Source organism: Gimesia aquarii, assembly GCF_007748195.1.
Taxonomy (GTDB): domain Bacteria; phylum Planctomycetota; class Planctomycetia; order Planctomycetales; family Planctomycetaceae; genus Gimesia; species Gimesia aquarii.
In genome coordinates this window covers 4946272-4959253 of sequence record NZ_CP037920.1, presented here as the reverse complement: position 1 = coordinate 4959253, position 12982 = coordinate 4946272, and the positions used below count along the sequence as shown (strand labels likewise).

The 12982-nt window shown below is 43.1% G+C and carries 11 protein-coding genes; 2 read left to right on the top strand and 9 right to left on the bottom strand.

Features of this window, described 5'->3' with window-relative positions; translation table 11 throughout:
* Positions 1-76: 76 nt before the first annotated feature.
* The 3 genes from V144x_RS19185 to V144x_RS19175 form a co-directional block, all read right to left on the bottom strand.
* Positions 77-451 carry a hypothetical protein gene (locus tag V144x_RS19185; RefSeq protein ID WP_144987169.1) on the bottom strand — a complete coding sequence of 125 codons (375 nt, stop codon included), beginning with the start codon at positions 449-451 and terminating at the stop codon, positions 77-79.
* A 343-nt stretch (positions 452-794) separates the two neighbouring features.
* Positions 795-1841 (bottom strand): arsenosugar biosynthesis radical SAM (seleno)protein ArsS, encoded by a 1047-nt coding sequence (arsS, locus tag V144x_RS19180; RefSeq protein ID WP_144987167.1) that lies wholly within the window; start codon positions 1839-1841, stop codon positions 795-797.
* A gap of 53 nt (positions 1842-1894) precedes the next feature.
* Positions 1895-3073 (bottom strand): methyltransferase domain-containing protein, encoded by a 1179-nt coding sequence (locus V144x_RS19175; RefSeq protein WP_144987165.1) that lies wholly within the window; start codon positions 3071-3073, stop codon positions 1895-1897.
* A gap of 169 nt (positions 3074-3242) precedes the next feature.
* Here V144x_RS19175 and V144x_RS19170 point away from each other — a divergent pair, with 169 nt between their 5' ends.
* Positions 3243-4028 (top strand): TIGR04283 family arsenosugar biosynthesis glycosyltransferase, encoded by a 786-nt coding sequence (locus V144x_RS19170; protein ID WP_144987163.1) that lies wholly within the window; start codon positions 3243-3245, stop codon positions 4026-4028.
* Positions 4022-4717 carry a TIGR04282 family arsenosugar biosynthesis glycosyltransferase gene (locus V144x_RS19165; protein WP_144987161.1) on the top strand — a complete coding sequence of 232 codons (696 nt, stop codon included), beginning with the start codon at positions 4022-4024 and terminating at the stop codon, positions 4715-4717. Before V144x_RS19170 ends, V144x_RS19165 begins: the two co-directional genes overlap by 7 nt.
* On the opposite strand, the gene V144x_RS19160 is transcribed toward V144x_RS19165, so the two are convergent.
* The 6 genes from V144x_RS19160 to tilS form a co-directional block, all read right to left on the bottom strand.
* Positions 4714-5541 (bottom strand): sulfite exporter TauE/SafE family protein, encoded by an 828-nt coding sequence (locus V144x_RS19160; protein WP_197998521.1) that lies wholly within the window; start codon positions 5539-5541, stop codon positions 4714-4716. The genes V144x_RS19165 and V144x_RS19160 overlap by 4 nt on opposite strands.
* A gap of 79 nt (positions 5542-5620) precedes the next feature.
* Positions 5621-7072, bottom strand: coding sequence for an MFS transporter (locus V144x_RS19155; RefSeq protein ID WP_144987157.1), 1452 nt, complete (start codon positions 7070-7072; stop codon positions 5621-5623).
* An 18-nt stretch (positions 7073-7090) separates the two neighbouring features.
* Positions 7091-8041 carry a hydroxyacid dehydrogenase gene (locus V144x_RS19150; RefSeq protein WP_144987155.1) on the bottom strand — a complete coding sequence of 317 codons (951 nt, stop codon included), beginning with the start codon at positions 8039-8041 and terminating at the stop codon, positions 7091-7093.
* Between the two features lie 42 nt (positions 8042-8083).
* Positions 8084-9313, bottom strand: coding sequence for a threonine synthase (locus tag V144x_RS19145; protein ID WP_144987153.1), 1230 nt, complete (start codon positions 9311-9313; stop codon positions 8084-8086).
* Positions 9314-9617: 304 nt separating this feature from the next.
* A complete protein-coding gene (locus tag V144x_RS19140; RefSeq protein WP_144987151.1) occupies positions 9618-11171 on the bottom strand; it encodes an MFS transporter in 1554 nt (517 codons plus the stop codon).
* 283 nt (positions 11172-11454) lie between these two features.
* The gene (tilS, locus tag V144x_RS19135; RefSeq protein ID WP_144987149.1) at positions 11455-12516 is read right to left on the bottom strand and encodes a tRNA lysidine(34) synthetase TilS; all 1062 of its coding nucleotides are present in this window, start codon (positions 12514-12516) and stop codon (positions 11455-11457) included.
* Positions 12517-12982 lie beyond the last annotated feature (466 nt).

Sequence of the window (12982 nt, the reverse complement as noted above, 5' to 3'; positions counted from 1 at the left end):
CTGGCTGTTAACATTAGTCTGAGGCTCACCTTTGGTGGTATTCAATGGTGAGCCTGTTTACTTATGGATGAGTGATTTAAAAATCATCATCATCGTCATCGAAATCTTCATCTTCAATTTCGTCGTCATCGAACTCGTCATCTTCATCATCGAATTCGTCTTCATCATCTTCGTCGAATTCATCATCGTCATCGAAATCTTCATCATCAAGGTCTTCCAGATCATCGAAGCCAATGTTCTCCTCATCATCGTCTAACGACATGAAAACAGTCGGAGTCTCTTCGGTAATAGTTTCGAGTTCTTCAGGGGATTCGATGAAAATTGAATCAGCTAATAACACAGTTTGATCCTCGTAGTTTTTAGTGCAATCTTTCCAAATTTCTAAACGATTTTTTACAAATACTAAAAGCCTGATGTCAATGTTCAATCGTGGGATTTCATTAACAATCATGAGGGAACTTTCCCTGTTTTGCAGGGAAATTTATTGTTCACGATATTCCCAATATTATATTTATTTTGCTTTGTCAAGTGCGAAAAAAATGAACTGAGAATATATAGAAATATTTCCGCCAGAGTAGTGGAATCACATGAGAGAAAACTCGTAGTTTTTTTATTTTTTGGAATAAAAAATCAACGTAATCTGCGAGTCCGGAATCTCTTAGAGTTTAATGGTACTGGCAAAATGAATAGTCTCTGATTTGGCTTTTTAGTCGAGGTATTAATGGTTAGTAAGCCAATTCAATACTCAGTTTGGACTCGAAAAAACATGGCTCAGATCGGCAAAGCATTGAGATCTAGAGGCTTTGAATCGCCCCTCCACAACTGGAACCGGCTCCCGCGGTGCAGCCATAACAGTGTTGGTTGGTTACGATTTCTCTTTCACTCAGTTCATGGTAGAGAAAATCTCGGATGTGTCGTCTGGTAGAGACAGAGACAGGAAGATTCAGCATTTGGTTAAAGTCACAATCATAGAGATAACCCTGCCAGTCTACTGATATAATAGAGCGGCACATGAGTCCGGAGACTGTCTCTGGATTGAACGCATTGATGAGTCGCTCCATATACTCTTCAAGCTGCCCCTGGTTAACCAATTCACTGAGAAATCGACTGATGGGCATATTGGTGATGGTAATTAAATTTGTGAATTCAATATCGAATTGTTTTTTAAGTTCTCTTCGATAAGCCAACTCCAATTCCGATTGATCAGGGGGTAATGAAAATCCAACAGGATTATATACCAGGCTTAATTTCAATTTTGAATTTGATTTGCCATAACCAAGCGAATTCAATTTTTGTAATGCTTGAACTGATTTTTTAAATGCGCCGTTACCTCTTTGGTCGTCTGTATTTTCTTCAAGGTAACAGGGAAGGGAAGCAACAATTTCGACTTGATGGGCTGCAAGAAAATCAGGTAGATCCGTATAACCTGGTGCTAACAGGATTGTCAGATTACAGCGATCAATGATTTGTTTTTTGAGTTTAGTGGCCTCTTCAACCAAATCTCGAAAATGGGGGTTCATCTCAGGTGCTCCACCTGTCAAATCCAATGTCTGAAAACCAGAATTTTTTAAGGCTTTGAGGCAGTCCTGAATCGTCTCCCAAATCATAATCTCTCTGCGATCAGGACCAGCATCAACATGGCAATGCTCACAGGTCATGTTGCAGAGTTTTCCCAGATTCATCTGGAGCGTATTAATTGTGTTTGCTTGCAGAGACGGAAGCTGATTTTGCACTAACTTTTGGTCAAAATCAGGGTACTGATTTTGATTGTTTAACACAAGCAATTGTTGTTGAGGATCAGCGAGTTTGCTATGTTGTCGCAGTAGAGTTAATGAAGCCATATATCTTCCTGATAAGATGATTGCAGAATGAAATCTTCTGTCATGTCTTTTATTTAACAACACCCACTATCAGGACTGCAACAGGATTCCATGATTTCACTTGTTAAATCATAGTTTTTGCCCTTAGTTTCTCGAGGGTGTCGAACAACATTTCGCCGACAGTCCATTTCCTGGGCTTCGTCTAGAGGTATATTCTGATAAGGTTCAACGGGAATAAAGTGTCCCTCATAAGGGGGAGCTTGTAGTAATTGATAGGTTTTATCGCAAACAGCAATTCGTTGTCCTCGAAAGTAAATATGATTATCATCGTCTTCAACTTTTTTAAATGGTCCACGATAAACCATTGCTTGATTTCTTTCGAGGCACGGTCCTTGTTTGCCTTTATAGGCTGAGACCGTGATTGAGCGGAATTCAATTCCTTCAATGGTTTGCCAGGGAGTTTCTTCGCGTTTGAGAATTTCGATGCCATGAAAGCCGGCATTCTCAAACGCTTTTAAAAACTCATCTTCACGAAAAGCACCTGAGAGACAGCCCGACCAGAGCGTGGGATCTTGTTTCAGGTGTTGGGGGACGTCTTCATCACAGACGATGTCACTAATCACAGCTTTGCCACCACGTTTTAAAACGCGAAAGACTTCTTCCAGCAGTTGACTGCGGTCACTTTCACGGACCAGATTCAGGACACAATTAGAAATGACGCAGTCGGCGCTCTCATCTACAATCATGGGAGCTTCCTGACGTAGACGTTCTTCGAGATTCCTCAATGCCAGCCAACGGGCATGACTGTCAATCGGGTTGGAAGACAATTCCTGATTTAGCTGATCTAGATCCAATTTTAAGTCTTGAATCAAGCCACAACGGAATTCGACATTTGCGAATCCCAGTCGATCGGAAACCTGTTGTTGGTATTTTCTGGCTAGTGACAACATTTCGGCATTACAGTCGACTCCAATCACTTTTCCTTCAGCTCCAACAATTTGAGAGGCGATGTAACAAATTTTTCCACCTCCTGAACCCAGATCGACAACTGTATCACCTGCCGAAAGATAAGGAGTCGGATCGCCACAGCCATAATCACGTTCTAGAATTTCCTCGGGAATGATTGATAAGTATTCGGTGTTGTATTCAACAGGGCAACACAGAGCTGGTTCTTTTTGATTTGCAGCATCGGCGTAACGTGAATAAACAGATTCTTCTTCTGTGGAAATCTGATGTGTGTTCACTGAATTCATGGTTGTCTGAGTTCCTTTCAATTCCAATATCAGTCTGTTGAATTCCCGGAAGAACCTTGATTACGATCTAGATCTAAATGACATGTTAGTATAATCATGTCAAAGAAGTCGAGAAATATTGTTGTTCCAGAGAGATAGCGACTTTGTGATATTTATAGTATCCATTATTATGGACAAAAAAACTGTGAATCAAATCACATTTTACAAGTTCGACCCGAAAAAAATGAGTTCAAGTCACGAGATGGTTTCAGAGCCTCAGCTTTCCGTAGTGATTCCTGTTCTGGATGGTGAAGATCATTGGAAAGCATTAATCAAGGATTTACCTTTTTTTCCGGACTCGACTGAATTTTTATTTATCGGTAATGGTAACCAACCGACTGAGTTTGAAAAACTGGTACATCAGTTCGCGATTAGTGGTCGAAGTCATTGGGATCGTTCTTCGACTGGCAGAGCAGTTCAAATGAACCGAGGGGCATCTGAATCGCATTGTCCTTATCTTTTATTTTTGCATTCGGATTCGCGGTTGAATGAACCAGCAGTTCGATTTTTGATACAGTCTTTGAAGTCGAGCCCTGATGCTTTGCATTATTTTAATTTAAAATTTCATGACCAGAGCCATTTTCTAATGCAACTCAACAGATGGGGGGTTTTTTTTCGTTCACATTATTTGGGGATTCCATTTGGAGATCAGGGGCTTTGTCTGAAACGTGATCTGTTTTTTGAACTTGGTGGTTACGATGAATCGGTCTCTTATGGAGAAGACCATCTTTTGGTCTGGAAAGCGCGACGAAATAGAATTCGTTTAAAATGCACTGGAGCAACGATTGAAACCAGTTCCAGAAAATATCAGCAACAAGGTTGGTTGAAAATCACTGCCACGCATCTTGTACTTACGGTAAATCAGGCCATTCCACAATTTATTCTTTTGTTAAAAGAACGTATTGGTTCATGGTAGCAAGGCAAGGCGCAATCGCCATCTTCGTAAAAACTCCTGGTTTTTCGCCTTTAAAAACCAGATTGGCTCAATCCATCGGGCAAACTCAGGCAGAACAATTCCATACACTTTCAGCTAAAGCGGTGGAGGCAGTGGTTCGATATGTTTCAGAACGAGAACCTGTTGTTCCTTATTGGGCAGTTGCTGAGGAACCGGCGCTGTCGAGTCCGATCTGGAAACAGTTTTCCACTGTTTTTCAAGGAACAGGTGATTTAGGGATGCGTCTGGCGCACATTGATCAGTGCCTGTTCGATGCGCACGATTATATTATCTTTCTTGGCGCGGACAGTCCTCAACTTCCAGTTAGTTATCTGTTAGAAGCCATTGAACTCCTCTCAAAAAAAACTGATCAGCCTCAATTCGTAATTGGACCAGCCATTGATGGTGGTTTTTATTTGTTTGGTAGCCAGGTCAGTCTGACTCAGAAAGAATGGCTCAATATTCCCTATAGCGCTTCAAATACTACCGAAAAGTTGCTTGAGCAGATTCAAAGACGCGGGAAGATCCATAAACTTCCCCTCTTGACCGATGTCGATACGATTAATGAACTTGAAATGATTGAACAGCAGGTCGAAATTGATAACAATCTTCTCTGGGAACAACAACAGGTTCTTGAATGGATTCGGAACAGGAACTCGTTTGATTCTTAATCGTCTATTTGCTTTTTCAGGAAGGGGCGTTTGGAAAGATCGACTTTTAATTCAGTGGAGTCAGCACGAGGCGAACTGCCCATAATGAGCATATATAGCGAGAAAACGCCCAGCAGTGATAGTAGACATCGTTTGAATAACACCGGATTAATTTGTGGTCCCAAAAGCGTCCCCAGTTTCATACCCAAAATGACAACTGGAATAAGGATGCAGGTGGTTAGCAACACTTCTGAAGTTGCCCATCCCATTAATGATAGTCCAATGACTCGAGAGATGGAGATCAAAATAAAAAAACCGAAAATGAACCCCTTATATTGATCTTGAGTCCAGGGTTGACGAATTGCATAGATCACGATCGGAGGCCCCGCAATACTTGTTGTACCCGCAAGGAATCCACTACAAAAACCGGCAAAAGTACCCCAGAGAGATGTTGGGTTTTGCTGTCCTTCCATAACAGCGGGTGTTCGTTTGAAAAATCCGTCAATTGTAATTAACAGAATCACCAGACCGGTGCCCCGCACCAGAAGATCAATTTTAACGAGTGTGAAGACAAGCATACCCAATGGTAAGCCGATCAGCGAACCAATAATCGCGCCTGCCAGAATCCGGGCATTAGAGTGCCGACGATAATTCCAGAAAATCCAGATGACAGGCAATACAATACTGAAGGCGACCAGTAAGTTTGCCTCGCGAAAATTAATCACTAACGGCAGAGTAGCCATCGCGACAATCGCATATCCAAACCCGATGATACCCTGAATCAAAGCCGCAATGAAAACAATTGAAAGAACTATTAACCACAATTGTGGATCAGAAAACATCATTATCGTATACAAGTCATAATGAGTGATGCAGGGATGCATTACCCGGTTAAGCGAAAGTGAACGCAGCAGGAGGGAGTTGTTATTCCATCAATGCACTACCTTTGGTTTCTTTGGCAAAGAAGGGCAGGATAGCTCCAATAATATAGAGCATACTAAGGATTGTTGCAGTTTGTGCCAGGGTATATCCCCAGTCTTTTTGCATCCAACCACTAATAAACAAGATGGGAGCCGCAAGAATGCGTCCTGCATTGAAGCAGAATCCTGTTCCTGTTCCTCTGAGACGTGTGGGATAAAGTTCCGGGAAGTAAATTGCATAACCAGCATGCATACCTAAAGTCAGAAAGCCAAATACAGGTAGAAAACAGCCGATGACAACGGTATTATTGAAGACTTGAAAAAGCAACACCGTGCTGATCAGCCCACCAACGTGAAATAGAAAAAACGCCCCCCGCCTTCCAAACCATTCACAAAGCGGCCCAAATGCTAAGAGCCCCAATCCTCCACCGGTTGTTGCCAGAAACATGCCCAGCATCTCCCACTTTTTTAAAGTCGCTTTGATAGTTTGAAAATATTCGTCTTTTTGTTCTTTCGGTACATCTATTTGCCCCTCAAAGTGTTCAATGACATAGTCTTTTTTGACCGAGTTCAAAAAAACATTTTTGCCATAGATGTGCACCCCCCAGAATGTTGCCAGTCCGATCGCTGCTAAGAGGACTCCAATGCATGTGCTCTTTATAAATTGCGGTAAAAACAGATTACTAATGCTGCCCATCGATTGGCTGGTATCTTGTTTTGCAGTTTCCTGTGCATGTTTCCAGGAATCCGGTTCTTTCAAGGATCGCCGAATCCAGATGATCAAAAATGAAGGCACAACTCCTAATGCAAATCCGATTCGCCAAGGAAGACTGGGATAACCTGCTTCCTTGGCATACTCGAGAATACTTTCGTTCCCAATGATAAACGCACCAGCCAGAATCGCGAGGTATGTTCCAAGAACACTTGATGCATGAAAGATACTGCCAACCCGTGCGCGCGCTTTAGGGGGAAACGATTCTGCAACTAATGTACTGGCAACTGCCCATTCGCCTCCTACTCCTAACGCGACCAGAAAACGAAAACCAGCGAGCTGCCACCATTCTTGGGAAAACGCAGAGAGACATGTAAATAATGAGTAGAATAAGATTGTCAGTGACATTGTCTTTTTGCGACCAATCCGGTCGCTTAAAGCACCAAATGCGATGCCTCCCAAAGCGCCTCCAATCAAAAAAGCGCCTAAGGCGACATTATTGTAAAGAGCCAGTCGACCTTTAATCTCTTTTTGATGTTCCTCAACAGCAATGGGATCCTTTTGGGCTACTTCATCTAATGGTTCTGTTTTAATGAGAGAGGGCATGGCTTCGTTCATGCTGGCGACGAAGATTTGTCCTTCGAAGACATCAAAAACCCAACCAAGAGAAGCGATCGTCAGCACGAGCCATTGGTAACGAGAAATACCATGATACCATTTGTCTTCTTTCAGTTCGTTCTGCATCAAGCTGATTCTCTCAGATTAAGGTTCAAAAACATTGATCGCTTTTTGTCCGCTCAGCACTAAACGCACATCTTTACAAACAGACTCAACCACGCGGTTTTGTGCTTCAAGAGTAAAGGCGGCGATATGGGGAGTTAAGATAACGTTTTCCATCTGGTTTAAAGGACTTTGCAGGGGAGGCTCGGTTTCTCTGACATCCAGCGCCGCACCGGCCAGTTTATGTTCCAGAAGTGCTTGCGTCAGGCCGTGTTCGTCGACTACTTCTCCACGTGAGGTGTTGATAAAAAATGCGTCTGGTTTCATTTTGCAAAAATGCTGATAAGTCAACATTTTTCTGGTATTCGGTGTCAAAGGACTATGACAGGAGACGACATCTGCCTGGGAAAGCAGTTCATCCAAAGGCACAAGTTGTCCGTTTAATTGTTCGAGTTGCGGTGCATCTGCAGAAAGATAGGGATCCGCCGCAATAATTTTCATTCCGAATGCGTGAGCGCGAGTCGCTGTTAAAGTTCCAATGCGACCCATCCCAATCAGGCCGAATGTCTTACCATAAAGTTCAGAACCGGTAAACTTGAGTCGATTCCAGCCTCCTGTCAGAGTGTCCTGTCGTGCTTCAGGGATCTTTCGTAACAAGGAAAGCATCAAGCCAATTGCTAGCTCTGCTACCGAGAGAGAATTTGCATCAGGAGTGAAACAGACCACGATCCCTTTTTCGTGTGCATACTTTGTATCAACATTATCGAGACCAGCGCCTGCTCGTGCAACGATTTTCAAATGAGGAGCAGCATCAATCAGCTCCTGGTTGACTTGTGTCTGATTTCTTACGATTAAAGCTTGGGTTTCTTGGATTTTCTGTTTGAGTAAATCTCTATTTTGCCAGAGGTATTCATCGAATTCGACGTCAAGATCCTTTATGAGGCGATTCATGGCCACCCCTTGAATATTCTCAGTTACTAGAACATCGTTCATCTCAACGCTTTCCACTCTGGTATTTCAATAAGATTATACATTTCAGATAAAAAGAGAGAAGTCAATCGGCTGAGTGATATCGATAGACTGATCAGCGGGGGGGAGTTCGTATTTCAAACCAGACGCACAATTAAATAAGACAGCGCTTTCATCGGGGCTGATACGTCCTGATGCGAGTTCCTGCTTATATGCTGCATAAGTTGCGGCCCCTTCCGGGCACATCAGGAAGCCTTCCTGACGGGAGACTTCGTCTAATGCTGCGGTTATTTGCGCATCATCCACGGCAGTCGCGAACCCTTGGCTTTCCCGGACTGCCCGCAAGATTAGAAAATCACCAACGGCAACAGGTACACGAATACCTGCTGCTACAGTATGTGCATTTTCCCAGAGATCGGCGTGTTCTTTACCTTCGTCATATGCTTTTACCATTGGAGCGCATCCAGTAGCCTGAACGGCGACCATGCGAGGCAGTTTTCCTGTCAGCCAGCCGATTTCTTTGAGTTCGTTAAAGGCTTTCCACATACCAATCAGACCGGTTCCGCCGCCGGTGGGATAAAAAATGACATCGGGAACCTGCCATCCCATCTGGTCTGCCAGTTCCAGGCCCATCGTTTTTTTACCTTCAATACGATAGGGTTCTTTGAGTGTTGAGAAATCAAACCAGCCTACAGATTCTTTTCCCTGTGCAACGATCTTGCCACAGTCATTGATCAATCCGTTGACCCGCCAGACCTGTGCACCTTGCGCGGCAATCTCACGCACATTGATTTCGGGGGTATCTTCTGGGCAGAATATATAAGACTTCATACCGGCACGTGTTCCGTAGGCAGCTAGTGCTGAGCCGGCATTACCATTTGTGGGCATGGCTACTTTTGTAACGCCAAGTTCTTTCGCCATTGAGACTGCCATACAAAGTCCGCGTGCTTTAAACGAACCGGTGGGGAGCCGTCCCTCATCTTTGATCCAGATGGAACCTTTACCTCCCCGCAAATTCGGCGCAGGGATCAACGGAGTTTGAATTTCTCCCAAACTGACAATATTTTCTGATTTACGAACCGGCAGGAATTCTCGGTAACGCCAGAGATTTGCTTGGCGGCTTGCCAGGTCCGATTGAGAGACTGACTCTGCAATTTGGTTTAAATCGTATTTAACCAGTAGTGGTTTTCCTGCCTGTGAAAGACCGTGCAATTGATCGGCTGCATAGTGGTCGTGTTCCATACCACATTCAAGATGGGTTACAAAAGTAGGAGTCTCCGGGAACGAATCGTGCATTTAGTAAAACCTGTCGCTTTAGACGAAGTATCGACGAGTATATAGTTGTAAAATCTTTGGGATAATATAGTTCTGTTATCCAGCTATTGCTCAAAAAGTCAACCCATTGACGTTAATGAATGCCGTTTTGCATCTTTTCGAGCCGGTCCTTTCCATCAATTTCGAGCTTTGTCTGGTGCAAGCCTCTACGAAGAGAAATGGACTCTCATTTCTAAGTGATTCCGCTGTATTGATTTGAAGAAAAAACGACCACCTGAATTCAGATGGTCGTCAAAAGTGATCTACAGATTAAGCGTATCTGCCGTTATTCGATGGGGCCTTCAATGCCGCCAGTATAGTGCTCACCGATGGGTTCTTCGCCGTGGAGAACCTCAACCTGATATCCACCCTTGGAGCGGAAGTATAAGACGAGAATAAAGTAACCAATGGCCATGATCAGGGGCACTAACGCCGTACACTTCAAAGCCATCCGACCACCATAGATCCCGGCTTCATCTACAGGCCCCTTATCTTCAGAAGCATATTTCTTTGCACCCTGCCACCATTCATTAAGTGCGGTAATATTTTTATCCGGTTTACCTTCTTTTTTTAGTTGTGTGACGGTTTCTTCCAAATCTTTACCATCGTTGTTAAGAACACTAACTTTGGCTCCATCGAGCCCTTTAATCTTGGGCAAAAACAAGAAGCCACTTTTCTCTGCGACGGAATACCGTTCATATGCTTGAGGTGAGAGTTTTTCCAGATCTTTGGTAGCGTAATAGTCTTGATTATAACCAATTCCAGGACCACCCAAGAGACCGGCGGAAAGCATTCCAATACCGCCCATCGCTCCCATAGTAATCGCGCCCCCTTGAGGGAAACGTTCGCCAACGACACCAAGCATGGTTGGCCAGAGAAAAGTTTTTCCTAGACCATACACGGTGACCGCGATCCAGATCATATAAGCAGCTTCAAAAGAGCCAATCATGTATAAGCCAACAGCGCCAAAGCATGCACTCACACAGAGCAGACCCAGCGGGTTAATTCTTTCTACAATCGGACCAGCAAAGAATCGCAGGACAAACATGATCAGGGATGCATAAACGAATAGAATCAGTCCCTGACCAGTCAGAATAGAATCTGTAATACTCGCAATCCAGCTATCAGTTCCTAGCTCTACGTATCCCACACAAGCATGTAAGAAGAGTAAGAATATAAGTAATGGACTGGCAAATGTCATCAGCATCTGTCCATAGCTTACGCCGGCAGATTTAGCCTCCGAAAGTGGGAACTTTTCTTTAATGACAATGAATCCATAAATCAGAGTCGGAATCAAAAAGACCGCCATAGGTATTTCCCAGCGGAGCCCGGGAATCGTTCCTTTTAAATTACCATATATTGCAGCGATGATTCCACCAATAATCAATCCGCCAGGCCAGCCTGCATGTAAAATATTCAGGTAGTGGGTTTTCTGTTTAGGGTAGAGAGTGGCAACGAGTGGATTAATTACCGCTTCACAGAGACCATTCGCAACGGCAAACATAAACATACCAACGTAGAGACACCAGTAAGTTCCATCCTTACCTACGGATTCGAAAATCGGAGTTGCCGCAAAAGTCACTAATGCAGAAAGTACGTGTAATATAAAAGCCAACAGCAAGATTGGTTTGTAACCAACATTGTCGGTAATGAGGCTGGCTAATAAAATCACAATTCCGAAACCAACAAGGCCGCCTCCAGTAATTGTTCCCAGTTCCAGTTTGGTAAAACCGTATTGGGCACCCCAGTCCGCCAGGATACCTCCTCGGATTGCGAAACCCACGCCGGCGGCAATGAGTGTCATAAAACTCGCAATAAACAGTGGTTTATTGTTATTCATAGTTGCAACTTCTTTGATTGAACAGGGCGAGAAACGGGTGCAATGTGTTTTACAAGAAGTAGTAATTCAGAAGCGATTAAGATCGGAAGCTGATCAGGAATGGGTGCTTCGAATGGTCTTGATCACACGACAATAACACGAAACATACTTCATCTTGATTCTCAAATCGTGACGAAGCGGCGTTGCATTTTTTATCAGCAACGCCAGATTCTAACCAACCTGAAACAATTTTTCCACAATACATATGCTGGAATGCGAATGTTTATCAGATTCCCGAAGCTTACTATAAAGTGTGGGCTTTCAACCTGCGTAAAATAAGTAGTCGTTCACGGCGCTCAGCATTGATTCCGTCCGGCAGATTTAATCTCTGATCCGACCTGGAGAGTTTTAACAATCTTTGCCAGTGGTCAAAGCCCATTCGTTTTCGTGGCCAATCCATTCTTTGCCATATTTTTAGAAAACATTGTCGAATGATATAGTCTGGAGTATTTTTAAAAACATCGCAATCTAATCGCCATGTTTCCTGATTTTTGTCTAAGGTTGCGGCAGTCAAGATCTGCTCCGCTTGTTCATCAATAAGCGCGCTCACTTCATCGGCCTGATGCGAGAGCCGGTTTAATGCTTGAATTACGTTTGAATTCAGTTCCTTTTTTAAGAAAGGTAATAATTCGTGTCGGATGCGGTTTCGAGTGAATTTGACATCAGAGTTAGTTTCATCTTGTCGAAATTCTTGAGAGCATGATTTTAAATAGTGGAGTATTTCTTCGCGGCTGATTTCGAGTACGGGACGGATTAAAAAGATTCCCTCCTGCAAATGACGGATACGAGGGATTCCTTTGAGACCGGAGATTGCAGTACCTCTGATAATATGGTGCAAGACAGTCTCAGCTTGATCGTCGCATGTATGCGCAATGGCTATTCGTGTGCACTGATTTTCCTGGGCCATGCGGACTAAAAAGTCGTACCGCACCTTTCTGCAGAGTTCTTCTAAACCTTCACTCGATTCTTGTTGAAGACGGCTTAGTTCCTGCTTTTCATAAACAAAAGGGATTGTCAACCGCTCACATTCAGTTTTGAGCCATTTCGCATCAGTGTCGGAACAATTTCCTCGCAAGCCATGATTAAAATGCGCCACGGTTAACCAAGCAGGGTAGGATGAATTGCTTAATTGATGTAATGCTCGCATTAAAGCAACACTGTCTGCTCCTCCTGAGACAGCAATCAGAATGCGTTTTTCTAAAATAGAAGTAGGTGGACTTGCGTTAATATCTTTCAGGGATTCTGATGCAATCCGCCCTTCACATTCAAGTAACCCCTGTTTTACTGCTTGAACAAACTGATTCATCGAGAGATTGAATTCTGAAAAGCGGGGAGAGATCTAGAAGTTATAGTAATAGCTTCAGAGAGTGAGATTTGAGTTTCAGCCAATATTTGTAACTATATACTATCGAAACTAGATTTGTCTTGTTACCATAAATAATGGAAATTTAAGAGAAGTTTCACCTACATTTCAGTTTGAGGATTTTAATACCTTCTATTGAAGATCTTATGCTCTTCAAATTAGCAGAAGAGTATTTTTGATTTTTACTGGATGTGTGGGAGTTCACTTTTCATAATAGTTTCATCGTTTTTTATTTTTTAGGTTTCCTTTCGGCATTTCTTAGTTTGTTAGGGAGCATTGTTACAGCGACATTTTTTGACTCAATGTGTGTTGAATAAATCACTGTAATTAAAGAGTTTTTAAAAGTAGTCCCAGGTTCAGTGGAATTGGAAAATCAACAATGTTTGGTATTCTCAATGAGACAATTTTA